This window comes from Streptomyces sp., assembly GCF_019510245.1.
Classification (GTDB): Bacteria; Actinomycetota; Actinomycetes; order Streptomycetales; family Streptomycetaceae; genus Streptomyces.
Map to the genome: position 1 here is coordinate 12,669 of NZ_JAEKKT010000181.1, position 26,275 is coordinate 38,943.

The following is a 26,275-nucleotide window of genomic DNA, read 5'->3' on the forward strand; positions in this document are numbered from 1 at the left end:
CTGTGTGGGGGGTGTGCGCGCATGTTGCGATATGTACGGTGGGCGGCCGCTGTCGCCGCGGGGCTGCTCGTGGCCGGGTGCGGCGGCGGGGCGTCGGGCGGGGGCGGGGACGAGGGGAAGGCCGCGTCCCGGCAGCCGTCTGCCGCTGCGGGCGGTTCGGCCGCCCTGCCGGTTTCCCTCACCTCCCAGAAGCTCGACTGGAGCCGCTGCAAGGCCACTTCGGACTCGGCCGCGCCGGGGGACGAGTGGCGGTGTGCGACGCTCAAGGTGCCGTTGGACTGGGCGAAGCCGGACGGGGAGACGATCGGGCTCGCGCTGATCCGGGAGCAGGCGAGCGGAGGGCCGGGGAAGCGGATCGGCTCGCTGCTGTTCAACTTCGGCGGTCCGGGCGGCTCCGGCGTCTCGACGATGCCGTACTACGCCTCCACCGTCTCCGCGCTGCGCGAGCGGTACGACCTGGTGAGCTGGGACCCGCGCGGGGTGGGCGCCAGCGAGGGGATCCGCTGCCGCAGCGACAAGGACATCCAGAGCGCCGAGTCGATCGACGCGACCCCGGACACCCCGGCGGAGGAGACGGCGTACTTCCAGGACGCCGCCGACTTCGGCAAGGGCTGTGAGAAGGCCGCCGGCAAGCTGATCGCGCACGTCTCGACGACCGACACCGCCCGCGACATGGACCTGATGCGCCAGGTCCTCGGCGACGCGAAGATGCACTACTTCGGCATCTCCTACGGCACCGAACTCGGCGGCGTCTACGCCCACCTGTTCCCGAAGAAGGTGGGACGGCTGATCCTGGACGCGGTGGTGGACCCGACGGCCGACTCGGTCGGCCAGGAGAAGAACCAGGCCGCCGGCTTCCAGCGGGCCCTGGACGACTACCTCAGGTCCACCGGGCAGGACCCGGACCAGGGCTCCCGGAAGATCGCCGATCTGCTGAAGCGTCTGGACGCCGCACCACTGCCCACGTCCTCCGGGCGGAAGCTGACTCAGAGCCTCGCGGTCACCGGCATCGTGCTGCCGCTGTACAGCCAGGACAGCTGGCCGACGCTGACCAGCGCGCTCAAGGCGGCCGAGCAGGGCGACGGCTCGGAGCTGCTGTCGCTCGCGGACCAGTACAACGAGCGTGACTCCTCGGGGCACTACGGCACGACCACGCACTCCCAACGGGTCATATCGTGCCTGGACGACAAGGAGCGGCCGACGCTCGCCGAGACGAAGAAGCGGCTGGCGGAGTTCGAGAAGGTCTCGCCGGTCTTCGGGGACTTCCTGGGCTGGGACTCGGCCGGCTGGTGCCACGACTGGCCGGTGGCGGGGCAGTGGGACACACCGGGGGTGAGCGCACCGGGCGCCGCGCCGATCCTGCTGGTCGGCAACACCGGCGACCCGGCCACCCCGTACGAGGGCGCCCGCAGGATGGCCGACGAACTGGGCAAGGGCGTGGGCGTCGAGCTGACCTGGAAGGGCGAGGGCCACGGCGCGTACGGCAGCGGCAGCGACTGCGTGGACTCGGCGGTGAACGCCTATCTGGTCAGCGGTACGGTCCCGAAGGACGGCACGGTCTGCTCATGACGAAGGCGGGGGTGCCGGGCACCTTTTCGTGCCCGAAACCCCCGCCCACCGCGGAGCCTGTGCTCAGTAGACCGGCTTCGACGGCTCGATCTGGTTGACCCAGCCGATCACGCCGCCGCCGACGTGGACGGCGTCCGCGAAGCCCGCGGACTTCAGGACCGCGAGGACCTCCGCACTGCGGACACCCGTCTTGCAGTGCAGGACGATCTTCTTGTCCTGGGGCAGGCCCTCCAGGGCGGTGCCGAGGAGGAACTCGTTCTTCGGGATCAGCTTGGCGCCCGGGATGGAGACGATCTCGTACTCGTTCGGCTCGCGGACGTCGATGATCTCGATGTTCTCGCCGTCGTCGATCCACTCCTTGAGCTGCTTCGGAGTGATCGTCGAGCCGGCGGCCGCCTGCTGGGCCTCCTCGGAGACGACGCCGCAGAAGGCCTCGTAGTCGATGAGCTCGGTGACCGTGGGGTTCTCGCCGCAGACCGCGCAGTTCGGGTCCTTGCGGACCTTGACCTGGCGGTACTGCATCTCCAGGGCGTCGTAGATCATCAGGCGGCCGACGAGGGGCTCGCCGGTGCCGGTGAGGACCTTGATGGCCTCGGTGACCTGGATGGAGCCGATAGACGCGCACAGCACGCCGAGGACGCCGCCCTCGGCGCAGGAGGGGACCATGCCCGGCGGCGGGGGCTCCGGGTAGAGGCAGCGGTAGCAGGGGCCGTACTCGGACCAGAAGACCGAGGCCTGGCCGTCGAAGCGGTAGATGGAGCCCCAGACGTACGGCTTGTTCAGCAGCACGCAGGCGTCGTTCACCAGGTAGCGGGTGGCGAAGTTGTCCGTGCCGTCGACGATCAGGTCGTACTGGCTGAAGATGTCCATCACGTTCTCGGCCTCGAGCCGCTCTTCGTGGAGGATCACGTTCACGTACGGGTTGATGCCGAGGACGGAGTCACGGGCGGACTCGGCCTTGGAGCGGCCGATGTCGGCCTGGCTGTGGATGATCTGGCGCTGCAGGTTCGACTCGTCGACCTCGTCGAACTCCACGATGCCCAGAGTGCCGACGCCCGCGGCGGCCAGGTACATCAGCGCCGGCGAGCCCAGGCCGCCGGCGCCCACACAGAGCACCTTGGCGTTCTTCAGCCGCTTCTGCCCGTCCATCCCCACGTCCGGGATGATCAGGTGGCGGGAGTACCTGCGGACCTCGTCTACGGTGAGCTCAGAGGCTGGCTCGACCAGGGGTGGCAGCGACACGGGGACTCCGTTGATCGGTCTATCACTACGGTTGTTCTCCCTGTAACACTGCCACGGGCTTCTTCATTCCGAGACACCTGTTCCGATCCGCGAGACGAATTCGTCCCAGTAGCCGGGCATGGCCTCCCAGGGATCGGCCCGGCCCCACCGATCGGTCCGGTCGGTGAAGTAGATCGTGGCGGCGCCCTGCCAGCGGGCGATGCGCAGCGCCTCGTCGAGGTGGCCGAGGGGCACACCGTGCACGAAGTGGCAGAAACGGTCGGGCGCGTAGTCGGCGGTCCACTCGGCGACCTGGGACCAGCGGTAGTCGCTCCAGGGCCCGGCGAAGGTCACCAGCTGGTCGGCGTTCTCGGCGTAGCCCGGGTGCGGGTGGGCGCCGTGGCCGAGGACTATGTGGGGGCCGTCACCGATGGTGCGGAGCGCCGCGACCGCGCGGCGGATCTCGGGGAGCGCGGTGCGCTCGGTGGGGCAGCGGTCGAGCAGGAAGCCGTCGACGCGGTACCAGTCGTGGAAGTGGCGGGCGTCGGTGAGCAGGTCACCGTGGGAGCGGGCGCCGTACGTGGTGTCAAGGTGGCCGAGGACGCGGACGCCCGCGTTGCGGAGCCGGCCGGCCGCTTCCAGGCAGTGCGGGTCGGGGCGGCTGCCGGGGCCGTTGGCCACGTCGAGGACGACCCAGTGCAGGGGCGTGCCCGGCCGGGTGAGTTCGGCCCACTGGGCGGGGGCGAGGAGCGGGTGGGCGTAGCCGGGGACGCCGACGGCGGTGCGGACGCCGGTGGTCGCGGCGCCCGCCCTGGTGCTGGTCAGATGCGGCACGCCGCCTCCATCCAGATGTCCGCGAGGGACTCCTCGAGGTTGATGCGGGGGCGCCAGCCGAGCCGGTCGCGGGCGCAGCGCACGTCGGCCTGCTGCCAGCTGCCGCAGCCGTCCGGGTACGGGTACGCGACCGGGCCCGTGTGCTCGCCGTCCATCCGGGGGTGGCCGATGCCGCCGCGCAGCGGGCCGGGCGGGCCGTCCAGTTCATGCAGGGCGCCGCCGTATCCGGCCACCCGGGCGAGGACGGCGGCGGCGTCACGGAGCCGGACGGCGCGGCCGGAGCCGATGTTGATGACGCCCTGGGCGGCGGAGAGCGAGGCCGCGTGGACGGCGCGGGCGACGTCGCGTACGTCGATGAAGTCGCGCTGGGCGCCGAGGCCGCCGAGTTTGAGCTCGCCGTCGCCGGACTGCATGGCGCGGCGCATCGCCTCCGCGAGGCGGCCGAGCGGTGAGCCGGCCGGCGTGCCGGGTCCGGCGGGCGAGAAGACGCGCAGGACGACGGCGTCGAGGCCGGAGCCGAGGACGAGTTCGGTGGCGGCGAGCTTGCTGACGCCGTACGGGCCGCCGGGGCGCGGCACGGCGTCCTCGGCGGTGGAGGAGCCGGGCTGGCTCGGGCCGTACTCGGAGCTGCAGCCGACCTGCACCAGGCGGGCGCCGCAGCCGCTGCGGCGCAGGGCCTCGCAGACGGTGGCGACGGCGACGGTGTTGTGCCGGGTGAGCTCCCGGGCGCCGCCGCGGGTGGCACCGGCGCAGTTCACGATGACGCCCGGGTGGACCGCGTCGAGGAAGCGGGTGAGCGCGCCGGGGCTGCCGGTGGCGAGGTCGAAGCGGACGTCGGCGTCGTCGCCGCGGCCGAGCGCGGTGAGCTGGACGGCAGGGTCGGCGAGCAGCCGGTCGGCGACGAAGCGGCCGAGGTATCCGTTGGCTCCGATCAGCAGAACCCTCATCGCGCGGCTCCCGGGGTGTGCGCTCCGGCGACTCCGGTGCTTCCGGACGCTCCGGGTCCGGGTCGGGAGGTGGTCATCTGGTGGTCTCCTTCAAGAGGTGGTGCGGTTGCCTCCGGCGGGATGCCGGGCACCGGCCGCCGGGACGGCTCGGCGAGGCGTGCGAGGTCATCGGCGGCTCTGCTCACTCGGGGTCTCCCGTCGGCGCGTGGGCCGAGGCCCGGGTGAGGGTGCCGGTCGCCCGGAACAGCAGTGCGAGGGCGGCGGCGCCGCAGACGAGGGCCGGGACGCTGCCCGCGCCCCAGGCGTCGACCAGCGCGTCGACGGGGGCGGCCAGGAAGGCGCAGCCGGGCAGCCGGCCGGCCAGGACGAGGGCCACGGCCGCCACCTCCGTGCCGGCCGTGGCGGCGAGGGCGGGCCCCTGCGGCACGTTGTGGACGGCGAGGAGGCGGGCGAGCAGGAGGAGGGCGCCGAGGGTGAGGCCCGCCGGGTAGCCGGCGGGTTCGCCGAGCGCGGCGCCGCACAGGGCGAGCAGGGCGGTGAGGGCGCCGAGGAAGAGGGCGAACGCACCGAGCAGCAACGGCCGTACGGCCCAGGTGAACTCCTCCAGGCCCCTGCTGGCCGCGAGTCTGCGGCGGGCGCCCGCCGCGTAGAGGTGGGTGCTCCAGGCCGCCGGCGCGCAGGCCAGGGTGAGGGCGAGGACGGGGGCGGTGGTCACCGGCCAGAAACCGTGGGCCGCGCCGGTCGGCAGGCCGTCGGGGCCGCCGTCCACGACCGCCCGGAGCAGGCCGTCGCCGAGCAGGGCGTAGGCGAGCACCCAGCAGGTCCAGGTGCGGGTGCCGGTGGCGGTGCGCCAGGCGGGGGTTCGGGCCGGTGCGGCCAGGGGCCCCCGGCGCAGGGCCGGGCGTACGGCCAGGGCGACGGCGAGCACGCCCACGGCCGCCGCGAGGACGCGGGGGCGGCCCTCGGTGAGCCGTACGCCGGTCACGGCCGCCGCACACACGGCGCCCGGGAGGAGCGTGAGCAGCGCCCAGTCGGCGCGCACGCGGGGCGTGGGCGCCGGTTCGCGGTACGGGGGCGGGGCGTCGTCGCGGGGCACGCGCGCATAGAGCTCTTCTGCGAGCGAGAAGACGTCGCGGTGCCGGAAGCGGGCGGCGGTGCGGTCGGTGACGCCGTGCGCCTCGAGGCCGGCCGCGATCTCCAGCGGGTCCACGGCCCGCTCGCAGAGCGCGCGGTGCCGGTGCATCAGGGCCTTCACCGGGTCGGCGGCGGCGCCTCGGCGGCCTGTGGTTCTGCGGCCGCCCACGGTGCCCTTGGCACCAGCCGGGCCGCCCGGGGGGACCCGGCCGGACGCCGGCGTCCCGCCTCCGGGGAGGGCGTGCTCCGGGCCGGTCTCGTCCGCTCCCAGGAGCCATCCTTGCGAGCGCGCGTCCCAGGCGTCGACCGGGCCGGGCCGCCCGGCCCGGTCCAGCTCTCCGGGACCGCCGTTCGGCGTGCCGCCTTCGTGGCCGTTCACAGCGCCCCCTCGGTGGCCGTGCGCGGGGTGGCCCGTACCGGGGCGGGCCGCACGGCGGCGCCCAGGGCCCGACCCGGTAGGCCGCGATGGGCGACGCGGGCCGTGGGGCCGGTCCAGCGGCCCGGCACGTGGGCCTCGGCCGGGACGGCGAACGGCAGGGGCTCGCCCGCCTGGTCGACGACGACCCGGCGTACCGGGCAGTGCGAGACGATCTCCAGGTAAATGCTGCGAAATGCCGCGATGTTCTGCTCGACGGTGAACAGTTCGAGCGCACGGGCGCGGGCCGCGGCACCGAGGCGCTCACGGCGCTCGGGGTCGCGCAGCAGCGCCACGCACGCCTCCGCGAGCGCCCGCGGATTGCGCGGGGGTACGACGAGCCCGGTGCCGCCGATGGCCTCCACCGCGGCGCCGACGTCCGTGGAGACGGTCGCCCGGCCGCAGAGCATCGCTTCGACGAGGCCCACCGGGAAACCCTCGACGACGCTGGACAGGACGACGACCGCGCCGGACGCGTAGGCGTCGGCGAGGGTAGGCGCAGCCGGGCCGCCCACCTCCTCGAAGGCGACCGGGTTGTCGCCGACGGCGTGCACGCCCTCGGCCTCGTCGGGGAAGAGCTGTGCGGCGAGCGCCCTGCAGTGCCCCAGGTAGGCCTCGCCCTCCGGCCCCGCCGCGGCGCCCACGACCCGCAGTCGCGCCTTGGGCTCCTCCTTGCGGACCTCGGCGAAGGCGTGCAGCAGGGACACCAGGTCCTTGGCCGGCTCGATCCGGCCGACCCACACGAGCGTGTCCGGTTCCGCGCGGTCCGGGGCCTCGCCCACCTCGGTGAAGCGGGCGGCCTCCATGCCGGGATGCACGGTACGGATGCGGGCGCGGTCGGCGCCGCAGCGCTCCTGCCAGCGGCGGGCGTGCGCGTTGCCCGGTGTGATGATCGCGGCGCGGCGGTAGACCTCGGCGGCGAGCCGGCCGTGGAAGGCGGCGAGCAGCGCGCGTACGGCGGGGGTGGCCGCGCCGGGACCGGTGGCGAGGTAGTGCGAGCGCAGCTGCACGCCGTACTCGGTGACCAGCAGCGGCACTCCGGAGAAGTGCCCGGCGAGCAGCCCGGCCAGGGCGGCCGGACCGCCGGAGGTGGCGTGGCAGAGGTCGGCCGCGCCGAGGCCGTCGTCGCCGTACCAGTCCAGGGAGAGGGGGCGCAGGGCGCGTTCGAGGTGTGCGGCGACGGCGAGCAGATCGGGCACGCGCGCCTCGCGTGCCGTACCGAGGGCGCCGGGCGCACGGCAGGCGCGCTCCAGGGCGCGCAGGGCGGTGTCGGAGCGGAGCGCACCGGCCAGGCCGCCCTCGTCACGGGCGAGTTCGGCGAGTCCGCGGAGCGCGTTGCCGAAACGGTCCGCCAGGGAGCCGGGCACGGCCCGGGGGCCGATTTCGCCGCCCGGCCCGGCTGCGCCGTCCGCGCCATCTGTGCCGACCGGGCCATTCGCGCCGTCCGCGGCCGGGCCGGCGCACAGCACACCCACGAACTCGCCGTAGCTCTCGGCGAAGCGCCGGCGCGCGCGCCGTCCGTACGTGACGCCGTCCTCGTCGGCGGTCCAGAGAGGAGCCGTCCGGACCCGGCTGACATGCGGTGGCAGCGGCAGCCAGCCCTCGTCCTCCTGGTGCCGGGTGCGGCTGAGCGCGTAGAGGTCGAACTCGTGCTGCCCGAGCCCGCGCACGAGCCGGTCGCACCAGAGTCTGGCGTCACCGCTCACATACGGATAACCACCCTCCGTAAGCAGTCCGATGCGCACGTGTGCACCCCCGATCGATCTCCCGTATGGGGAGCCACCGTGGCCCGGTGGCTCGCAGCGGGACGAAGGTATGCGGACAAGACGGTGGCGCGACGGACGGTTGTCCATCGCGCCACCAAAAGGGGTGAACGGTCGTAACTTTCCCGTGCGGGCCGCGTTTTGTCGCGCTAGGCGACCGATCGGCGGCGGAACGTCACGTTCGGATTCCCGTCCAGATCTGCGGAAACGTCACGCCGACGCCAGTTCCCGGCGCGCCGCCCGCCGCCGGGCCGCGGCCTCGGGGTCGAGGGCGGGTACGGCGGCCAGCAGCTGCCGGGTGTACGGGTCCCGGGGGTTGTCGTACACCTCGTCGGCCGGCCCGGTCTCGACGATCCGGCCGCGCCGCATGACCGCGACCCGGTCGCTGACCTGGCGCACGACGGCGAGGTCGTGGGCGACGAAGACGAGCGCGAGCCCGAGTTCCCGCTGGAGTTCGCCGAGCAGGGCCACGACCTGGGCCTGGGTGGTGACGTCGAGCGCGGAGACCGGCTCGTCGCAGACGATGACCCGCGGGTCGGCCGCGAGCGCCCGCGCGATGCCCACGCGCTGGCGCTGACCGCCGCTGAACTCGTGCGGATAACGCTGGTAGTGCGCCCCTTCGAGCCCCACACGCTCCAGCAGTTCGATCACGCGCCCCCGGATGCGCCCCTCGTCCCGTTCGCCCCGCGCCCGCAGCGGGTCGGCGATCGACTCGCCGACGCTGCGCCGCGGGTTGAGGGAGGACACCGGGTCCTGGAAGACCATCTGGACGGCCGGGTTCACACCCACGCGCGCGTGTCCGTCGTAACGGACCTCCCCCGCCGTCGGCTCCAGCAGCCCGACCAGCATCCGGCCGAGGGTGGTCTTGCCGCTGCCGCTCTCGCCGACGACGCCGAGGGTCTCGCCCCGGTGCACGGTCAGGGTGACGTCGTCCACGGCCGCGAACGCCCGCTTCCCGCGCCCGAACTCGCGGCGCAGACCGGTTGCCTCCAGCACGACCTCCTCGGACGCCCGGGAGGGTGCGCGCACCGCGTCCACGCGCGGGACCGCGGAGAGCAGTTCCCGGGTGTAGGGCTCGGCGGGCGCGCCCAGCACGGCGGCGACCGGCCCCTGTTCGACCATGCGCCCGTGCCGCATGACGAGCACCTGGTCGACGCTCTCGGCGGCGACGCCCACGTCGTGGGTGACGAGCAGCAGGCCCATGCCGGTCTCCTCGCGCAGGGTGTGCAGCAGGTCGAGGATCTGGGCCTGGACGGTCACGTCTAGGGCGGTGGTGGGCTCGTCGGCGATGAGCAGTTCGGGCTCGCAGGCGAGCGCCATGGCGATCAGCGCCCGCTGGCGCATGCCACCGCTGAACTCGTGCGGGCGGGACCGGGACCGGCGCGGGGCGTCCGGGATGCCGACCCGGTCGAGCACCTCCACGGCACGCGCGCGTGCGGTTCGCCGTGACGCGCGCGTGTGCACGCGGTACACCTCGGCGATCTGGTCGCCGATCGCGTAGTACGGGTCGAGGGACGACAGCGGGTCCTGGAAGACCATCGCCGCCTTCGCGCCGCGCAGCTTGCGCAGTTCGCCGTCGGAGGCGGCCTGTACGTCGGTGCCGGCGACCTCGATCGAGCCGCCGAGCCGCGCTCCCGTGCCGTGGTGCAGACCCAGCAGGGCCGAGGCGACCGTGGACTTGCCGGAGCCGGACTCGCCGACCAGGGCGAGGGCGGCGCCGCGCTCCAGGGTGAACGACAGCCCGTCCACGGCCCGCAGGTCGCCGAACTCGACGGTCAGATCAGTTACTTGGACGAGACTCACGTCAGTACCACCCGTCGGTCGGCCACCGCGTACAGCACGTCCGCGACGGCGTTGGCGAGCACCACGAAGAAGCCGACGACGAGGACCGTGCCGACGACGACGGGCAGGTCGACCACGCTGACGGCGTGGACGAGTTCCTGGCCGAGGCCGGGCAGTCCGAAGAGCGTCTCGGTGAGCACGGCACCGCCGACCGCCGAGCCGAAGTTGTTGGCGTTCAGCGCGATGACCGGCGCGAGCGCCCCGCGCAGGGCGTGCCGTCCGACGATCGCCCGCTCGCCCACGCCGTACGCGCGGAAGGTGCGGATGTGGTCCTCGGCCAGGGTCTCCAGCATCGACGCCCGGGTCATCCGGGCGAACGCGGCGGACTCGATGAGGGCGAGGGAGAGCCAGGGCAGCAGCAGGTTCCACGCCCACTGCTCGGGGTCGTCGGTGAACTTCACGTACTGCGGGAAGGGCAGCAGCTGCAGTTCGCCGCAGACGACGATCATCAGCACCAGTCCGATGACGAAGACCGGCGTGGCCCAGCCCGCCAGCGTGAGGCCGGTCAGCACCCGCTCGGTGAGCCGGCCGCGCCGCCAGACGGAGAGCACGCCCGTGCCGACGCCCAGGACCAGCCACAGCACCATCGCGCCGAACACCAGCGAGAGGCTGACCGGGAGCCTGGTCAGGATGATGCTCAGGACCTGCTGGTCGGTCTGGTAGGACAGGCCGAGGCAGGGCGCGGAGCAGTGTTCCACGGAGGTGCCGGTGGAGTAGTCCTGGCCGACGACCAGGCCCTCCAGGAAGTGCCAGTAGCGCACGTACAGGGGGTCGCCGAGGTGCAGTTGCTGGGCCACCTGGTGGACCTGCTCCGGGGAGCAGCGCGGGCCGCAGGTGATCTGGGCGACGTTGCCCGGGGTGACGTAGAAGACGACGTAGACGATCACCGAGATGGCGAGCAGGGTCGCCAGGGTGCCGATGGTGCGGCGGAGCAGGAAGCCGCCGAAGCCGTTCACGCGGACTCCTCCTTCGCGGTCGCGGCCGCCCGCCTGCGGCCGGTGCCGACGCCGAGCCGGGAGGCGGCGCGCGGGTCCAGGGCGGTGCGCACGCCGTCGCCGAGGACGGTCATCGCGAGGACGGTCACGAACAGCGCGCCGGCCGGCAGGAGCAGGTACTGCGGGGCCGCCTGGTACCAGACGTCGGCGGCGGTGAGCATCTGGCCCCAGGAGGGCGTCGGCGGCTTCACGCCGACGCCGAGGAAGGACAGGGCCGCCTCGGCGCTGATGTTGACCGGGATGAGGATCGAGGCGTACGTGATGACCGGCGCGGCCAGGCCGGGCAGCAGCTCGCGGCGGGCGATGCGCCAGGCACCCCAGCCGCTGAGCCGTGCGGCGGCGACGTGGTCGAGCCCCTTCAGGGTGAGCGTCTGGGCGCGCACGATCTTCGCGATGTTGCCCCAGGAGATGAGCCCGATGACGAGGGCGACCAGGACGGGCCGGGGGAAGCTCTGCGGCACGATCGCGAGCAGCGCCAGCGACATGACCATCAGGGGCAGCGCGACGAAGATGTCCGTGATCCGGCTCAACAGTTGATCAACCCATCCACGGCCGAGCGCGGCCGCCACACCGACGACCAGCCCGAGGAAGACCTGGATCACTGTCGCCGAGAACGCGACGCCCAGGGACACCCGCGCGCCGTAGACCAGCCGTGCGAACAGATCGCGCCCGGTCTGCGGCTCCACGCCCAGCCAGTGGTCGGCGGAGACGCCGCCGAGTGAGCCGATCGGCACGCCGCCGCGCGCGGAGTCGATGAGTGAGGGGTGGTAGGTGGTCGGGTCCTGGCCCTCCAGCGCGGTGAGCAGCGGCGCGGCGAGCGCGACCAGGACGAGCAGCGCGACGACGCCCGCCGCGACCGCGGCGGCCCGCTGCACACGCAGCCGCCGCCAGAACTGACGAGCCCCCGAAGCCCCCGAGGCGGACGCCTCGGGGGCCTGGGTGGCGACAAGTGCCTCGCTCACGGTGCTACTTCACCGCGACCTGGGAGATGTCCAGGACACCGGTCCAGTCGCTGATCACGACGTTCTTGATGTCCTTGCCGACGAGCCGCTTGTAGACGGGGTGGAACAGCGGGACGGTCAGCGCCTGCGCGCCGATCTTCTTGTCCAGTGCACCCCACCGCTTGGCGGCCGCGTCAAGGTCGGTCAACTTGTTGATCGCGTCAATCTCGGCGTTGACCGAAGCATCGTTGAGCTGGGAGGCGTTGAAGTTCGCGCCGTCCTTGACGATCTGCCGGCCGTCGAAGATCGGGGCGAGGAAGGGACCGCCGGAGGGCCAGTCGGCACCCCACGCGGCGAGGAAGAAGCCCGGCTCGGTCTTCACGCTGTGGACCGTGTCCGAGTAGTTGTTGTCCTCCAGGCCCTGGAGCTTGACCGTGATGCCGGCCTTCTTGAGGGCGTCCTGGATCGCGGTCGCGATCTCGGGGCTCGTCTTGAAGTTGTCGGCGTTGTCGTGGGTCAGCGTGACCGTGAGCCCGTTCGGGTAACCGGCCTCCTTCAGCAGCTCCTTGGCCTTGGCCGCGTTGCCGGTGTCACCCGCCGGGTAGAGGTCGTACGGCGTGTAGCCGAAGGACTTCTGGTCGGGCAGGAAGGTGGTCGCGGGCTCGGCGAGGGCGCTGCCGCCCGCCGCGTTGATCACGGACGACCGGTCGACGGCGTACGAGATGGCCTGCCGCACCTCGGGGTTGTCGAACGGCTTGACCTTCGGGTTGAAGGCTATGTAGTTCGTGTAGCCGAAGTGGCCGGTGCCGACGCGTGCGGCGAGCTCCTTGTCGCCGGTCACCTTGGCGAGTTCGGCCGGACCGAGGTTGGTGTCCGTCGTCACGGCGGCCGCGTCCGTCCCCTGGGACGCCGACAGCCGCTGGTTGATCACGGACGAGTCGAGCCCGGACTGCACGTCGATCTTGTCCGGGTACGCCTTGCGCTGGTCGTCGACGGCAGCGGACCAGTACGTGTTGCGCTCCAGGACCAGGTGCTCACCGTCGTTCTCGTTCTTCACGACCTTGTAGGGGCCGGACGAGACCGGGTGCTCCTCGTACTTGGTGCCCGTGTCCTTGGCCTGCGGGACCGGCGTGAACTGCGTCTGCGTGGCCAGGAACGGGAACTCGCCCTCGGGCTTGTTCAGGTGGAAGACGATCGTCCGGCTGTCCGGCGTCTCGATCGCCGAGAGCCCCTTCTTGTCCTTGTACGGCCCCTGGTAGTCGGCGGCGCCGACCAGCCAGTCCCGCAGGTAGGGCGCGCCGCCGGAGAGCTCCGGGGCGAAGGAGCGCTCGATGCCGTACTTGATGTCGGCGGACGTGATCGCGGTGCCGTCCTCGTACTTGAGGCCCTTCTTCAACGTGTACGTCCACACGGTCGCGTTCTCGCTGGGGCGCCCGGTGTCGGTGGCCAGGTCGGGGACGACCTTGGTGCCGGCGGCGCCGTTCGCGCGGTTGCGGGTGGTGAGCGTACGGAAGACCAGGGAGGGCACGTTGCCGCCGCCGGAGGTGTACAGGCGGGCCGGGTCGAAGTCCGTCTGAGGGTCGGAGTTCAGGACGGTCAGCGTGCCGCCCTTGTGCGGCGCGGAGTCGCCACTGGAGCCGTTGGCATCGTTGTCCTTCGGCCCGCAGGCGGCGGCGCCCGCTGCCACGACCAGGGCGAGCGAAACGTACGCCGCGCGGGCGCTGGTTACGGACGGGTGACGCATCGGAATGACGACCTCTCGGAAGGCGAGTCTCGATGGGCGAGACGGATTGACGAAGAGTGAGACGAAGGTGAGCAGACGTCCGCCAGGGCGTCAGGCCGTCGAGAGAGCCGTGACCCAGGTCACGGCAGCAGGGAAAAGTCGCGACGCGAACGCCTGAAGGCGGGGGTCAGCGACAGTGGATGTCGGCCACGCAGAGCGCGGTCACGCCGATGAGCGCCAGCTCGATGGCGGCGCGCGCGGAGGCGTGAAGGGACGACATGCCCAGAAATATCTATGAACTTTCTGCGCATGTCAATGTGATGTATGAGCCACCTGTCAACTCTTGGGATAGGGCCAGGGGTTGGGCAGACAGTGGATTCCGTCATGGTCGAGGAACTTGGTCTGCTGCTGCATCACCGGCGCCAGCTTGCCGTCCTTGTCGCAGGTCACATGGCCGTAGCCGAGCCGGTGGCCGACCTCGTGGTTGATCAGCATCTGCCGGTAGGCATGGATCTTGTCACCGTAGGTCTTGCTGCCCTGGGCCCATCTGTATGCGTTGATCATGACGCGTTCCGTGGACGCCGAGTCGCAGGAGACGTTGTCCTCGGTCGTGTCGAGGCCGGACTTGGCGCACCACTTGGCGGTGGTGCCGGGGCTGGCGAGCGTGATCACGAAGTCGGGCTTGCCGGTGGACACGCGCGCGAAGGTGCGGGCGCCGTCGTGGGCCCAGCTCCGGTCGTCGTTGAGCGTCTTCTGCACGGCCTCGGCGAACAGCTTCCCGTCCAGGCCCAGCCCCTGCTCCACGTCGACGCGGTAGGTGTACTTCCGCCCCTTGCCCGGCGCCTTCGCGCTCCCGGGCACGGTGCTGAACTTCCCGGACCCGGCCAGCTCGGCGCTGAGCGGGTACTTCTCGCCCATCGCCTGCTCGTACGACAGCGTCACCACGCCCGTCGCGGAGGCCGACGCCGACGGCGTCGTACGGCTGTCCCCGCGCGAGGCGGCGCCGTCGGTGGCCCGCGCCCCGTCCGCGGCCGACTGCCGTGCGGCGTCGCCGTCTCTGCCGTCGATCACCTGCCCGGCGACGATCACCGCGAGCACGGTGGTGACGGCGGCGGCCGCGACCCCCGCAAAGGCCCGGTTCCTGCCGCCCCTGGGCCGCGCGGGCTCGCCGCCGGGCGGGGCGTCGCCGGTGTCGCCCGCACCGCCGTCGATGCCGGACGGGAGCACGGACGTGTGCGGACCGGAACCGGGCGGATACGTTTCCGCACGCTGGGCGCCGATGCCGGCGCGGGGCGTGAAGACGTCGGCGTCCCCGCCGAAGGCGTCGACGTACTCCTGCCGCGGACCGCCGGGCCCGCCCTGCCGCTGCCGCGGTATCGACACACCGGTCGACCCGAAGGCAGCCCCGGCAGGCCCGGAAGCGGTGCCGACGGGCCCTGACGCGGCACCGCCGGGACCGGAGGCGGCACCGGCCGCACCGCCCAACCGGCCCCAGCCACCGCCCGCTTCACGCTGCTGCGGGTGACCGCCGCGGACGCGCGGGACGCCGTGCGCCGGCGTACCGTCGGAGAAGCGCGGGACGCCGTGCGCCGGCGTACCGTCGGGGAAGCGCGGCACCCCCCGAGCAGGTGTGCCGTCGGGCAGCCGCGGGACGCCCTGGGCCGGCGTGCCGTCCGCGAACCGCGGCGCCCCGCCCGCGGGTGTCCCGTCGGCCGGACGCGGCACCACAGGCCCCACGGAACCGCGCTCGCCGTCTCCCGGGCGCTGCTTCCGGGCCCCGCGCGCGTTCGCTATGTCCGCCGGGTCGCCCTTGGGCGCCGGACCGCGGCGGCTGTGGCGTCCCACTCGCCCCTCAGCTCCCCGCGCCCGGACCGCCGCCGACGGTCCCGGAAGCCGGTCCGTCACCCAGCCTGTCGGCGTGGGCGAGGAGTTCACGGAATGCCGCGGCCACCGCCCCCGGGTACTCCATCATCGCCACGTGCCCGGCGTCCGGCATGGAGAGCAGCCGGGAGTGGCGGAAGCTGCGCGCGGCCTTCTGGGCCATGCGGTAGCCGACGAGCTGGTCGCGGCCGCCGTAGATGAGCAGGGTCGGGGCGAGGACGCGCTCGGCCTGGCGCCAGAGCCCGTGCTGGCCGCCCAGCGTGTACGCGTTGACGATGCCGCGCGCGGACCGCGCCATCGCGTCCCAGAAGTACGGCAGCCGCAGCCGCCGCTCCAGCTCCTCCACCGCGTGCTCGAAAGCCTCGGGCGTCACCCGGCTGGGGTCGCCGTAGCAGAGGGCCAGCACGCCCCGTACCCGCTGTTCGGCGGTCCACCTGCCGGTCGTGCGGGTGAGGAGCCCGGCGATGCCGGGGAGGCCGAGCACGACCGTCGGCATTGCGGTGCGCTGCACGCGCAGCTCGGGCAGGGCCGGCGAGACGAGCGTGAGGGTGCGGACGAGGTCCGGGCGGACGGCGGCGATACGGGTGGAGACCGCGCCGCCGAGGGAGTTGCCGAAGAGGTGGACCGGACCGCGGCCGGCCGCGTCGAGATAGCGGATGACCGCGCGCGCGTGCCCGGTGACGGAGTAGTCGCCGTCGTCCGGCGGCGGCGAGTCGCCGAAGCCCGGCAGGTCGACCGCCTCGCTGTCCACGACGCCTTCGAGCTGCTCCATCAGCTGCGACCAGTTCTGCGACGAGCCGCCCAGCCCGTGGATGTACAGCGCGGGCGGCAGGCCCTCGCGGGCGGGCGGCCGCGAACGGACCGAGAGGGTGACGCCGGGCAGTCCCACCGACCGCAGCCGCTCGCCCTCCGCGACTCTGACCGCCGCCGCCTCGGGGAGCACGCTGGTGGGCGGCACGGACGGCAGTTCGGTCGAAGACATGGGCCAATGTTACGAGACGATCACACAGTGATTCATGTGTTCGCCGTCACAGAGCCGGCCGGCGAGCCCGTACCCAGACCGCTGCCGTGCGGGGCGGACGGCCGTTGATGGCATAGCGTCCGCATCCCGTGTCTCCTACGCTCGTAAACAGGGCACCCGTTTGTGGCCCCCTGCTTCCGCCAGGGATCTTCCAAGGAAGGGAGCCCACCATGGCCCATGACCCCACCGAGCCCGACGTCCTCGACGACCTGGACGCGGAGGAGGCCCCGGAGATCGATGTCGAGGCCCCTGAGGGCGACGCCGCCGAGCAGCACACCGACGTCACGCCGTCCCGCGACGACCCGCTCACCGGTGTGGACCCGGACCGCGCGAACGAGGCCGATCTCATCGAACAGGCACGGGTGGTCTCCCTCGACGAGGACGACTACCGCTGACCGCGAACGGCCGCGGCGGGCCGACCTGGCCTGTTCGCATGTCCGGGTATTTCCCGGTGCGGCTTTCGCCGTCGTCCGGTACGTGAAATTCTGCGCTCGCACCGCGCACAGCACGGTTACCGAAAAGTACGATGGCCGCGCGGAGCGATTCGCACGTGGACGACATTGGGAGGCGGCGTGACAGCCATCGAGCAGACAGAGGCAGCACGCCCGCGGGGCACTCGCCTGCCGCGCCGTGCCCGACGGAACCAGCTGCTGGGCGCCGCCCAGGAAGTATTCGTCGCACAGGGGTACCACGCGGCCGCGATGGACGACATCGCCGAACGCGCCGGGGTCAGCAAGCCGGTGCTCTACCAGCACTTCCCGGGCAAGCTCGACCTCTACCTGGCCCTGCTGGACCAGCACTGCGAGGCCCTGATCCAGGCGGTGCGCAGCGCGCTCGCGTCGACGACCGACAACAAGCAGCGGGTCCGGGCGACCATGGACGCGTACTTCGCGTACGTGGAGGACGACGGCGGGGCCTTCCGCCTGGTCTTCGAGTCCGACCTGACGAACGAGCCCGCGGTGCGCGAACGTGTCGACAAGGTCACCACCGAGTGCGCCGAGGCGATCTGCGAGGTCATCGCCGAGGACACCGGTCTGCCGCGCGCCGAGTCGATGCTGCTGGCCTCGGGCCTCGGCGGTCTCGCCCAGGTGGTGGCCCGTTCCTGGCTGCACAGCGACCGCACCGTCCCGCGCGACCAGGCGGTCCAGCTGCTGACCTCGCTCGCCTGGCGGGGCATCGCGGGTTTCCCGCTGCACGGCATCGACGCGCACCACTGACACCGTTGCCGACGGCACCGCCGGGGGGAATTCCCGTTCGGTGTTCGCTCCTGGCGTGGACGTGCGCAGCGTGTACGTCCCCTCACCGGGCTAATGTGTGCTGCGTACGGCGCGGAAGGTCGCGCACTTCACTGACCGTCGGAGGGACATAGCCGTGGAGGTCAAGATCGGCGTGCAGCACGCGCCCCGCGAGATCGTTCTGGAGAGCGGTCTGAACGCCGAGGAGGTCGAGCGCCTCGTCGCCGACGCGCTGGCCGGCAAGTCACAGGTGCTGTCCCTGGAGGACGAGCGCGGCCGCAAGGTCCTGGTCCCGACGGACCGCCTGGCGTACATCGAGCTCGGCGAGCCGACGGTGCGCAAGGTCGGCTTCAGCGCGGGGCCACTCTGCCATGTCCGCCTCCACATACGGCCCACAAGTCGTCCACGGAGGAGGATTGCATTCCGCAGGTCACGGGTATGACGGGCTACGACCGTGAAGCACCGGCCGGCCGTGGGAGGGACCCCTCGTGATGCTCCTGGAAGTCCTTGGATCCGCCCTGCTCGGCCTGGCCCTGTCGTGGGCCGCGGCCAGTCGGCTGTCCCACCGGCTCCCGGCCCGGCCCCTGGTGTTCTGCACGGGTGTCGCGGGAGCCCTCTTCGGTGACTTCGTCACGCACAGCGCGCTCGGCCCCGGCACGGTCCTGGTCACTCTTCTGGGCGCGGCGATCGTCTCGGCGGCGTCCCTGTCGCTGCTGCTCCGCCCGGCGGGCCGCCACCTGCGCCGACGATCGATCCCGGCGTAGCTTTCAGCCGCCGTCGGCCGACGCGCCCCAAAGGGGCGCTGGGGCGCCCCCGGCCGAAGGCTGGGGGCGGAACCGCACGACCGGCCACACCGCACCCGTAGCCGCGCAACTCCCCGGAACCACCCCGGCAGCGCGCTACGCCGCCAGCCCCAGCGCAGCCATCCGCTTGGTGTGCGCCTCGGTGATCCGCGAGAACATCCGCCCCACCTCGGCGAGGTCGAACCCGTCGGCCACGCCGCCGACCAGCATGGTCGACAGCGCGTCCCGGTCGGCGACCACCCGCTGGGACTGCGACAGCGCCTCCCCCATCAACCGCCGTGCCCACAGGGCCAGTCGGCCCCCCACGCGCGGGTCGGCGTCGATCGCGGCGCGCACCTTCTCCACCGCGAACTCGGCGTGCCCGGTGTCGTCGAGGACGGCCAGCACCAGTTCGCGGGTGTCGGAGTCGAGGCGGGCCGCGACCTCCCGGTAGAAGTCACTGGCGATCGAGTCGCCGACGTACGCCTTGACCAGGCCCTCCAGCCAGTCGGACGGCGCCGTCTGCCGGTGGAAGCCGTCGAGGGCCGCGACGAACGGCTCCATCGCCTGCGTGGCGTCCTCGCCGATCTCCGTCAGCCGGTCGCGCAACCGCTCGAAGTGGTGGAACTCGGCCGATGCCATCTTCGCCAGCTCGGCCTTGTCCGCCAGCGAGGGCGCCAGCTTGGCGTCCTCCGCCAGCCGCTCGAACGCCGCGAGCTCGCCGTACGCGAGGGCACCGAGCAGGTCCACGACCGCGGCACGGTAGTGCGGGTCGGCGGCGGCCTGCGCCCAGTCCTGGGCGGCGACACCGGTCGGTTCGGCGGAGGCGGTCTCAGGCTTGTCAGAGCTCGTCATGAAGCGCACAATAGCCCGCCCGCCGCCCCGGGGAAGCCCTGGGGAAGCTCCGGGCCGGCCCCGGTGAGTCTCAGGGGATCCCTGAGAAGTCCCGGGGAAGTCCCTGGTCAACCACTGTGACTACCACGACGTGACCAAATCGGCCATCGCATGTGCACGATTCCGGGGTATGGTGGTAATGCGCCTGCTGGTACGCCGTCGAATTCCGACGTGCCTCGACAGGCCGCACGTATGAGGATGCCCGGTCGGTGGCCCGATCGGCTCCGACCCGACAGCCCTCCCGGCTCGTACGGCACTGTGCGTACGACGACCGGAGGGACACACCCTCAGCGGTACGAGCGCTAGAGCGTCGGCAGAGGTCCCGTGCACTACGGCGTGCCCCCCACGGCCCGCCCGTAAGGCAGCCGACGTCCCCGGCACGGTCCGTCAAAGACCCCCGCGCTCGCCTCGCGCCGCGACACACAGAAGAGGCAGCACCCTGACTACGACGTTTCGTGAACTCGGAATCCTCCCCGAGACCGCCGAGGCCCTGGAAGCCGTCGGCATCATCAACCCCTTCCCCATCCAGGAGATGACGCTCCCGGTCGCCCTGTCCGGCACCGACGTCATCGGCCAGGCCAAGACCGGCACCGGCAAGACCCTCGGTTTCGGTCTGCCGCTCCTGGAGCGCGTCACCGTCCCCGCCGACGTGGAGGCCGGCCGCGCCGCCCCCGAGGCCCTCACCGACGCCCCGCAGGCGCTCGTCGTCGTCCCCACGCGCGAGCTCTGCACCCAGGTGACCAACGACCTCCTGACCGCCGGCAAGGTCCGCAACGTGCGCGTGCTGGCGATCTACGGCGGCCGGGCCTACGAGCCGCAGGTCGAGGCCCTGAAGAAGGGCGTCGACGTGGTCGTCGGCACCCCGGGCCGGCTCCTCGACCTCGCAGGCCAGAAGAAGCTGGACCTGAAGCACATCAAGTCCCTCGTCCTCGACGAGGCCGACGAGATGCTCGACCTGGGCTTCCTGCCCGACGTCGAGAAGATCATCAACATGCTTCCGGCCAAGCGCCAGACCATGCTGTTCTCGGCGACCATGCCGGGCGCGGTCATCGGCCTCGCGCGCCGGTACATGAGCCAGCCCACCCACATCCGCGCCACCGCGCCGGACGACGAGGGCGCGACCGTCGCGAACATCGCGCAGTTCATCTACCGCGCGCACTCCATGGACAAGCCGGAGATGATCGCGCGCATACTGCAGGCCGAGGGCCGCGGTCTCGCGATGATCTTCTGCCGCACCAAGCGCACCGCCGCCGACATCGCCGAGCAGCTCCAGAGCCGCGGTTTCGCCTCCGGCGCCGTCCACGGCGACCTCGGCCAGGGCGCCCGCGAGCAGGCGCTGCGCGCGTTCCGCAACGGCAAGGTGGACGTCCTCGTCTGCACCGACGTCGCCGCGCGCGGCATCGACGTCGAGGGCGTGACCCACGTCATCAACTACCAGTCCCCCGAGGACGAGAAGACCTACCTGCACCGTGTCGGCCGCACCGGCCGCGCGGGCGCGTCGGGTACGGCGATCACGTTCGTCGACTGGGACGACATCCCGCGCTGGCAGCTCATCAACAAGGCGCTGGAGCTGAACTTCCACGAGCCTGTGGAGACGTACTCGACCTCCCCGCACTTCTTCGAGGACCTGAAGATCCCCGCGGGCACCAAGGGTGTCCTGCCGCGCTCGGAGCGCACCCGCGCCGGGCTCGACGCGGAGGAGCTGGAGGACCTGGGCGAGACCGGTGGCCGTGGTGGCCGCGGTCGCGGTGGCCGGGGCGGTCGGGGGGAGGCGCGCGGCGAGACTCGTACCGAGGAGCGCGAGCGCCCGGCCCGCACCCCGCGCCGCCGCCGTCGCACGCGCGGCGGTTCGGCCCTGGACCAGGCGTCCGGTACGGCGTCCACGGCGCCGGCCGCCGAGGCCGCGTCACCCGGCTCCGCCGACGGCGCCCTCGCGGCGTCGGAGCCGGCGGGTACCCGGACCCCGCGCCGCCGTCGCCGTACCCGCAACGGAGCGCCGCAGGAGCCGGTGCCGGCCACCGCCCCGGTGACCGTGACGCCGGAGGCCGTCGTAGAGACGGTCGAGGCCGTCGTGGAGCCGGCCGCGGCGGAGAAGCCGCGCCGTCGCCGCACCCGCAGGTCCGCGGAGGCCGCGCCGGTGGCGGAGGCGTCGACGCCGGTCGTGACCGAGGCACCGGTGGTGACCGAGGCCCCGGTCGCTGAAGAGACCCCTGCAGCCCCCGTACGCCGCCGTACCCGCAAGACGGCCGAGGCACCCGAGACGACGGCCGTCGAGGCGGTCGTCGAGGCGGTCGAGGCCGTGGTGGAGCCGAAGCCCCGCCGGACCCGCAAGACGGCGGCTGCCGCCGCCGAGGCCGCGGTGGACACGGCCGAGGCCGTCGAGGCCAGGCCGCGCCGCACCCGCAAGGCCGCCGAGCCCGTAACCGAGGTCGCACAGGCGCCGGCAGAGGCCGTCGAGGCCCCGGTGGCCCCGGCCCGTCGCCGCACCCGCAAGGCCGCGGAGCCGGCCGAGCCTGCGGTGGCCACCGAGGTGGCGGCCGAGGCCGCGCCCAAGGCGCGCCGGACCCGGAAGACGGCCGAGGCCGCCGTCGACACCGCCGAGGCCGTCGAGGCCAAGCCCCGCCGCACCCGCACGACGGCGGCGGCAGTGGCCCCGGAGACGGCCGAGGCCGAAGCGGCGCCCAAGCCCCGCCGCACTCGCAAGACGGCCGCGGTCGCCGAAGCCGCGGTGGACACCGCCGAAGCCGTCGAGGCCAAGCCGCGCCGCACCCGCAAGGCGACGGCCACCGCCGCCGACACGGAGACGGTCGAGGCGGCGGCAGTCGCCGAGGCGAAGCCCCGCCGGACCCGGAAGACGGCCGAGGCCGCCGTCGACACCGCCGAGGCCGTCGAGGCCAAGCCCCGCCGCACCCGCAAGACGGCAGCCGCCGCCACCGCGGAGATCCCGGCGCAGGCCACCGAGGAGCCGGAGGCGAAGCCGAGGCGACGCACCACCCGCAAGGCGGCCGTGGCCGCCGAGACCGCCGGATCCGTCGAGCCGGCCGACGCGGAGGCGAAGCCGAAGGCCCGCCGGACCCGGAAGGCGGCCGCCGCGGCGCCGGAGGCCTGAGCGCACGCCGATGGCCCGGACCACCCCGTGTGGTCCGGGCCATCGGCGTCTGCGGGCCGCACTCGGCGGCTCCCGGTGCGGGGATTCACCCACCGGCTCCCGGCCGGTCACCCCGCCCCCGCTACCCTCTCCCCCATGAGCAGGCCTCCTACCTTCGTCCCGCCCGCCGGTGCCCGTGCGTACCCGCTCGCCACCGGCCGGGGGGAGTTCGCCGTCGTCGACGCGCCCGTGGCCGCCGGGGTCGAGCCCAGGGGGATCGCGGTGCTGCTGCCCGGGTTCACCGGGAGCAAGGAGGACTTCAACCGGCTGCACGAGGCACTGGGCCGGCGCGGGTACCGGACGGTCGCCGTGGACGGTCGCGGGCAGTTCGAGTCGGACGGGCCGGCGGACGACGAGTCGGCGTACGCCCAGGAGGAGCTGGCGCGGGATGTGCTCGCGCAGGCGGCGGTGGTCGGCGCGGGACGGCCGGTGCATCTGCTGGGGCACTCGCTCGGCGGTCAGATCGCCCGTGCGGCCGTGCTCCTCGACCACACGCCGTTCCGCTCGCTGACCCTGATGGCCTCGGGCCCGGCGCAGATCTCCTCCTCCCAGCAGCAGCGCGTGAAGCTGCTGCGGGACGCGCTCGCCGTGATGTCGATGGGCGAGGTGTGGGATGCCATGCAGGCCATGGAGGCGCCGGAGGAACTGGAGGAACCGGACGCGCCCGCGGACGGACTCGAGGACGACGGGGATCTGCGGCGCCGTTGGCTGGGCAACAAGCCCGCCCAACTGCTCGCCACCGGACGCCAGTTGTGCACCGAGCCGGACCGCGTCGCGGAACTCGCCGCCGTACCGCTGCCCTTCCACGTCCTGTCGGGCGCGCGGGACGACACCTGGCCGGTACCGCTGCTGGACGACATGGCGCTGCGGCTGCGGGCACGCCGTACGGTGATCGAGGGGGCGGAGCACTCGCCCAACACCGACCGGCCAGCCGCCACCGCCGAGGCGATCGCGGACTTCTGGGACAGCACCGGCCCCGCGGGCCGGAGCCGGGGCTAGTACTGCGTCTGGAGGTGCTCCCAGAAGCCGTCCCGCAGGGCACGCCGCAGGTCGGCCTGGCCGCGCAGGGAGTACTGGAGCATCCCCTCGGCCTCGACGAGGAGGTCCTGGTCCACGGGGCCCGGCAGGTAGGGGTGGCCGGGCAGCAGTTCGACGAGCGCCTCGCGGCCTCGCGAGGAGAGCCACTTCGCGGCGATCTGCGCGCCGATGAAACGGACGTCCTCGCGGGTGGGTCTGGTCGCGCCCGCCTCATAGGCGGGGGCGGCGCGCCTGGAGACGTACGGCTTGAAGAACTCGAGGTCGAGGGTGCGCTGGCTGTCGACCTCCCAGAGCAGCGGCTCGGCCTGGTTGCGGCCCTCGGGGGCCTCGATGCCCCACAGGTGGACGCGGGCCCCGTAGCCCTGGGCGGCCTCGACCGCGGAGACCAGGTCCTCGTCGCCGCCGAGCAGGGCCGCGTCGCTGATGGCGCGGTGCCGGGCCAGTGACTCCAGGTCCGTGCGGATCAGGGAGTCGACGCCCTTCTGCTGGTTGTTGGCGTTGAGGTTGCCGAGGCGGACCTTGACGTCGGGGAGTTCGGCGATGGCCTGCTGCTCGGCGGTGTGGATGCGGCGGCGGGCGCCGTCGTACCAGTAGACGCGCAGCAGCCGGCTGTCGGCGAAGATCTGGCGCGCCTTGTCGATGAGCGCTTCGATCAGCCCCTCGGCGTCGAGGTCGAAGGCGCGGCGGTCCTCCGTCCCGGCGACGAGCCGGCCCGTGGCCGCGTAGAGGTAGCCCGCGTCCACGAAGATGGCGTGCGTCGAGGGCGTCTTGGCCACTTCGGCGAGCATGCGGGTGAGCAGCTCGTTCGTGCGGTCGATACCGGCCTTGAGGGCGGCGAGGTCGTCGTTCATCAACGCCATTGTCCCGGCGGTCACGCTGCGAACACAACCGGTCCCGGTCAGTCTCCCGCACACTCTTACCGGTCAGTAATTAGACGTTCGAAAAATTTCTTTAGCGTAGGGAATGTTTGTAACACGCAAGCCGTTGACTCCTACGGAACAGGACGACGAAGGGAGAGGCCATGCGCTTCGAAATCATGCGACTCGACGAGGTCGACGGCACCACCGTGGACAGCACTGTCGTGGACGCCGCCTCCGTCAGCAGGATCGTTCAGCAGGCCGCCGCCGTGGGGCAGCGCCTGTGGATCCGACCGGCCGAGACCCAGGCTTCGTAACAAGACGACGCGACGACGACAAACGAGAACGGCGACACCGGCGACACCGACGACACGCGGAGCACCACACAGTCTTCAGAGCCCCCGTACGGCACCCATGCCGTACGGGGGCTCTGCGTTCGCAGGGCTCCTACGTCGCGCTACGCACCCTTGATCACCTGGGTGACACCGTTGATGATCTGCTGCACGGCGATCGCGGAGAGCATCATGCCCGCGAGCCGCGTCACCAGGACCACACCGCCGTCCTTGATGACCCGGATGATCAGCAGCGAGTAGCGCATGACCAGCCACAGCACGACGTGGATGGCGAGGATCGCGACCCACACCGACACCTGCCTGGCCACGCTGTCGGCCTTCTGCACGGCGAGGATGACCGACACGATCGCACCGGGGCCGGCCAGCAGCGGCATGCCCAGCGGCACCAGCGCCACGTTGACGTCCTTGGTCTGCTTCGGTTCGTCGTTCTTGCCGGTGAGCAGGTCCAGGGCGATGAGCAGGAGCAGCAGCCCGCCCGCGATCATCAGTGCGGGCACGGAGACGTGCAGGTAGTCCAGGATCTGGTGCCCCAGCAGCCCGAAGACCGTGATCACACCGCCCGCCACGCACACGGCCTGGAAGGCCATCCGCTTCTGCACCTTGCCGGGCCGGCCGGCGGTGAGGGCGAGGAAGATCGGGGTGATCCCAGGGGGATCCATGATGACGAAGAGGGTCAGGAAGAGGGAGCCGAAGACGGCGAGATCGAACATGGGGGTGCTACGGGCCTTGCAGGAGGAGGTTCTTGGACGGGCGAGGGTCGGGCCTCAGGCCCCGCCGGTCCCCGGTACCGGGAACGCCCCGGTCGCCCGGCGAGTGATCTCGCCGTACACCTCGGGGTGGGTGGTGTACTCGCCGAGCGCCACCGTCTTGCGGCTGCCGTGGTAGTCCGAGGACCCGGTGACCAGCAGCCCCAGCTCCCCGGCCAGTCCGCGCAGCCGGGCGCGGGTGTCCTCGTCGTGATCCATGTGGTCGACCTCGATGCCGTCGAGACCGGCCGCGGCCATCTCGGCGATCGCCGACTCGGGCACGGTACGGCCGCGCTTGGCGGCCGCCGGGTGCGCGAACACGCACACTCCGCCGGCCCCCTTGACCAGCCGGATCGCCTCGAAGGGGTCGGTCTCGTGCTTCTCCACGAAGGCCCGGCCGCCGTCGGCCAGCCACTCCTCGGTGAAGGCGTCGCTCACGGTCGGCACGACGCCGAGCTCGACGAGCGCGGAGGCGACGTGCGGCCGCCCCACGGAACCGTCGCCGGCGATCCGCTTCACGTGCTCCCAGGTGACCGGCACGCCCAGCGCGTTCAGCTTGGCGATCATGCCCTGCGCGCGCGGCACCCGGTCGTCCCGGACCAGCTCGCGCTCGGCGAGCAGATCGGGCTCCTCGGGGTCGAAGAGGTAGGCCAGCATGTGCATGGAGACGCCGTCGACACGGCAGGACAGCTCGGCCCCGGTGACCAGGGTGAGCCCCTTGGGCAGCGCGGCGACGGCCTCGGCGTATCCACGGGTGGTGTCGTGATCGGTCAGCGCGACGACGTCAAGACCGGCAGCGGCGGCGTTGCGCACCAGCTCGGCCGGGGTGTCCGTACCGTCCGAGGCGGTGGAGTGGCAGTGCAGATCGATGCGCACGACACGGACTCCAGCGGGACGGTACGGAAGGGACGCGTCAAGAATAGCGGCCTCCGGAGG

Annotated in this window: 23 protein-coding genes and 1 pseudogene; 8 read left to right on the plus strand and 16 right to left on the minus strand. The window is 72.6% G+C overall.

The features are described from left to right. The first annotated feature begins 21 nt into the window (after positions 1-21). A complete protein-coding gene (locus tag JF597_RS36005; protein WP_294005326.1) occupies positions 22-1,569 on the plus strand; it encodes an alpha/beta hydrolase in 1,548 nt (515 codons plus the stop codon). Between the two features lie 63 nt (positions 1,570-1,632). On the opposite strand, the gene moeZ is transcribed toward JF597_RS36005, so the two are convergent. From moeZ to JF597_RS36065, 12 genes are all read right to left on the minus strand, one after another. Then, entirely contained in the window at positions 1,633-2,811 is a 1,179-nt protein-coding gene (gene moeZ, locus JF597_RS36010) for an adenylyltransferase/sulfurtransferase MoeZ (protein WP_123974302.1), read from the minus strand. Between the two features lie 63 nt (positions 2,812-2,874). Next, the gene (locus tag JF597_RS36015; protein WP_294005333.1) at positions 2,875-3,624 is read right to left on the minus strand and encodes a spherulation-specific family 4 protein; all 750 of its coding nucleotides are present in this window, start codon (positions 3,622-3,624) and stop codon (positions 2,875-2,877) included. Beyond that, positions 3,612-4,571, minus strand: a complete 960-nt coding sequence (locus JF597_RS36020) for an NAD(P)-dependent oxidoreductase (protein WP_294005336.1) — start codon at positions 4,569-4,571, stop codon at positions 3,612-3,614. Before JF597_RS36020 ends, JF597_RS36015 begins: the two co-directional genes overlap by 13 nt. Before the next feature lie 181 nt (positions 4,572-4,752). Next, positions 4,753-6,084, minus strand: a complete 1,332-nt coding sequence (locus JF597_RS36025; protein WP_294005339.1) for a hypothetical protein — start codon at positions 6,082-6,084, stop codon at positions 4,753-4,755. After that, the gene (locus JF597_RS36030) at positions 6,081-7,865 is read right to left on the minus strand and encodes a DUF3492 domain-containing protein (RefSeq protein ID WP_294005341.1); all 1,785 of its coding nucleotides are present in this window, start codon (positions 7,863-7,865) and stop codon (positions 6,081-6,083) included. The genes JF597_RS36025 and JF597_RS36030 overlap by 4 nt, the downstream gene beginning before the upstream one ends. 228 nt (positions 7,866-8,093) lie before the next feature. Further along, positions 8,094-9,686 (minus strand): ABC transporter ATP-binding protein, encoded by a 1,593-nt coding sequence (locus JF597_RS36040; protein WP_366916493.1) that lies wholly within the window; start codon positions 9,684-9,686, stop codon positions 8,094-8,096. Continuing rightward, positions 9,683-10,681: an ABC transporter permease gene (locus JF597_RS36045; RefSeq protein ID WP_294005344.1), complete on the minus strand. Its 999-nt coding sequence runs from the start codon at positions 10,679-10,681 to the stop codon at positions 9,683-9,685. The genes JF597_RS36040 and JF597_RS36045 overlap by 4 nt, the downstream gene beginning before the upstream one ends. Next, positions 10,678-11,682 carry an ABC transporter permease gene (locus tag JF597_RS36050; RefSeq protein WP_294005347.1) on the minus strand — a complete coding sequence of 335 codons (1,005 nt, stop codon included), beginning with the start codon at positions 11,680-11,682 and terminating at the stop codon, positions 10,678-10,680. The genes JF597_RS36045 and JF597_RS36050 overlap by 4 nt, the downstream gene beginning before the upstream one ends. A gap of 4 nt (positions 11,683-11,686) precedes the next feature. After that, a complete protein-coding gene (locus tag JF597_RS36055; protein WP_294005350.1) occupies positions 11,687-13,405 on the minus strand; it encodes an ABC transporter substrate-binding protein in 1,719 nt (572 codons plus the stop codon). A gap of 166 nt (positions 13,406-13,571) precedes the next feature. After that, positions 13,572-13,664, minus strand: coding sequence for an Ms4533A family Cys-rich leader peptide (locus tag JF597_RS55755; protein WP_351321593.1), 93 nt, complete (start codon positions 13,662-13,664; stop codon positions 13,572-13,574). A 56-nt stretch (positions 13,665-13,720) separates the two neighbouring features. Continuing rightward, the gene (locus JF597_RS36060; RefSeq protein WP_294005353.1) at positions 13,721-15,229 is read right to left on the minus strand and encodes a DUF3152 domain-containing protein; all 1,509 of its coding nucleotides are present in this window, start codon (positions 15,227-15,229) and stop codon (positions 13,721-13,723) included. 7 nt (positions 15,230-15,236) lie between these two features. After that, positions 15,237-16,247 carry an alpha/beta hydrolase gene (locus JF597_RS36065; protein ID WP_294005355.1) on the minus strand — a complete coding sequence of 337 codons (1,011 nt, stop codon included), beginning with the start codon at positions 16,245-16,247 and terminating at the stop codon, positions 15,237-15,239. Positions 16,248-16,456: 209 nt separating this feature from the next. Here JF597_RS36065 and JF597_RS36070 point away from each other — a divergent pair, with 209 nt between their 5' ends. From JF597_RS36070 to JF597_RS36085, 4 genes and pseudogenes are all read left to right on the plus strand, one after another. Then, positions 16,457-16,681, plus strand: a complete 225-nt coding sequence (locus JF597_RS36070; protein WP_294005358.1) for a hypothetical protein — start codon at positions 16,457-16,459, stop codon at positions 16,679-16,681. Between the two features lie 177 nt (positions 16,682-16,858). After that, entirely contained in the window at positions 16,859-17,503 is a 645-nt protein-coding gene (locus tag JF597_RS36075) for a TetR/AcrR family transcriptional regulator (protein ID WP_294005361.1), read from the plus strand. Positions 17,504-17,657: 154 nt separating this feature from the next. Next, a pseudogene (locus tag JF597_RS36080) lies at positions 17,658-17,879 on the plus strand (DUF3107 domain-containing protein); the annotation flags it as partial. Positions 17,880-18,012: 133 nt separating this feature from the next. Then, positions 18,013-18,285: a hypothetical protein gene (locus tag JF597_RS36085; protein WP_294005637.1), complete on the plus strand. Its 273-nt coding sequence runs from the start codon at positions 18,013-18,015 to the stop codon at positions 18,283-18,285. Between the two features lie 135 nt (positions 18,286-18,420). Here the strand turns inward: JF597_RS36085 and JF597_RS36090 are convergent, their stop codons facing one another. Further along, positions 18,421-19,158, minus strand: a complete 738-nt coding sequence (locus tag JF597_RS36090) for a ferritin-like fold-containing protein (RefSeq protein WP_294005364.1) — start codon at positions 19,156-19,158, stop codon at positions 18,421-18,423. 571 nt (positions 19,159-19,729) lie between these two features. On the opposite strand from JF597_RS36090, the gene JF597_RS36095 reads away from it, so the two are divergent. Together JF597_RS36095 and JF597_RS36100 are read left to right on the plus strand one after the other, a co-directional pair. Then, positions 19,730-22,306, plus strand: coding sequence for a DEAD/DEAH box helicase (locus tag JF597_RS36095; protein WP_294005367.1), 2,577 nt, complete (start codon positions 19,730-19,732; stop codon positions 22,304-22,306). 135 nt (positions 22,307-22,441) lie between these two features. Next, positions 22,442-23,344: an alpha/beta hydrolase gene (locus JF597_RS36100; protein ID WP_294005370.1), complete on the plus strand. Its 903-nt coding sequence runs from the start codon at positions 22,442-22,444 to the stop codon at positions 23,342-23,344. On the opposite strand, the gene JF597_RS36105 is transcribed toward JF597_RS36100, so the two are convergent. Further along, entirely contained in the window at positions 23,341-24,234 is an 894-nt protein-coding gene (locus JF597_RS36105) for an NYN domain-containing protein (RefSeq protein WP_294005373.1), read from the minus strand. The genes JF597_RS36100 and JF597_RS36105 overlap by 4 nt on opposite strands. 170 nt (positions 24,235-24,404) lie before the next feature. Between JF597_RS36105 and JF597_RS36110 the strand changes: the two genes are divergently transcribed. Continuing rightward, positions 24,405-24,557 carry a hypothetical protein gene (locus JF597_RS36110; RefSeq protein ID WP_089098921.1) on the plus strand — a complete coding sequence of 51 codons (153 nt, stop codon included), beginning with the start codon at positions 24,405-24,407 and terminating at the stop codon, positions 24,555-24,557. A 140-nt stretch (positions 24,558-24,697) separates the two neighbouring features. Here the strand turns inward: JF597_RS36110 and JF597_RS36115 are convergent, their stop codons facing one another. Together JF597_RS36115 and JF597_RS36120 are read right to left on the minus strand one after the other, a co-directional pair. Further along, the gene (locus JF597_RS36115) at positions 24,698-25,303 is read right to left on the minus strand and encodes a MarC family protein (RefSeq protein ID WP_294005380.1); all 606 of its coding nucleotides are present in this window, start codon (positions 25,301-25,303) and stop codon (positions 24,698-24,700) included. A gap of 54 nt (positions 25,304-25,357) precedes the next feature. Beyond that, complete coding sequence (locus JF597_RS36120) at positions 25,358-26,215, minus strand: PHP domain-containing protein (RefSeq protein ID WP_294005383.1); 858 nt, start codon at positions 26,213-26,215, stop codon at positions 25,358-25,360. Positions 26,216-26,275: the final 60 nt, after the last annotated feature.

Excerpts from the sequence above, each read along its gene's own strand:
- JF597_RS36020 (WP_294005336.1), bottom strand. The coding sequence starts at position 4,571 with ATGAGGGTTCTGCTGATCGGAGCCAACGGATACCTCGGCCGCTTCGTC.
- JF597_RS36095 (WP_294005367.1), top strand. The coding sequence starts at position 19,730 with ATGACGCTCCCGGTCGCCCTGTCCGGCACCGACGTCATCGGCCAGGCC.
- JF597_RS36065 (WP_294005355.1), bottom strand. The coding sequence starts at position 16,247 with ATGTCTTCGACCGAACTGCCGTCCGTGCCGCCCACCAGCGTGCTCCCC.
- JF597_RS36005 (WP_294005326.1), top strand. The coding sequence starts at position 22 with ATGTTGCGATATGTACGGTGGGCGGCCGCTGTCGCCGCGGGGCTGCTC.
- JF597_RS36070 (WP_294005358.1), top strand. The coding sequence starts at position 16,457 with ATGGCCCATGACCCCACCGAGCCCGACGTCCTCGACGACCTGGACGCG.
- JF597_RS55755 (WP_351321593.1), bottom strand. The coding sequence starts at position 13,664 with ATGTCGTCCCTTCACGCCTCCGCGCGCGCCGCCATCGAGCTGGCGCTC.
- JF597_RS36085 (WP_294005637.1), top strand. The coding sequence starts at position 18,013 with ATGCTCCTGGAAGTCCTTGGATCCGCCCTGCTCGGCCTGGCCCTGTCG.
- JF597_RS36115 (WP_294005380.1), bottom strand. The coding sequence starts at position 25,303 with ATGTTCGATCTCGCCGTCTTCGGCTCCCTCTTCCTGACCCTCTTCGTC.
- JF597_RS36110 (WP_089098921.1), top strand. The coding sequence starts at position 24,405 with ATGCGCTTCGAAATCATGCGACTCGACGAGGTCGACGGCACCACCGTG.
- JF597_RS36100 (WP_294005370.1), top strand. The coding sequence starts at position 22,442 with ATGAGCAGGCCTCCTACCTTCGTCCCGCCCGCCGGTGCCCGTGCGTAC.
- JF597_RS36090 (WP_294005364.1), bottom strand. The coding sequence starts at position 19,158 with ATGACGAGCTCTGACAAGCCTGAGACCGCCTCCGCCGAACCGACCGGT.
- JF597_RS36105 (WP_294005373.1), bottom strand. The coding sequence starts at position 24,234 with ATGAACGACGACCTCGCCGCCCTCAAGGCCGGTATCGACCGCACGAAC.
- JF597_RS36055 (WP_294005350.1), bottom strand. The coding sequence starts at position 13,405 with ATGCGTCACCCGTCCGTAACCAGCGCCCGCGCGGCGTACGTTTCGCTC.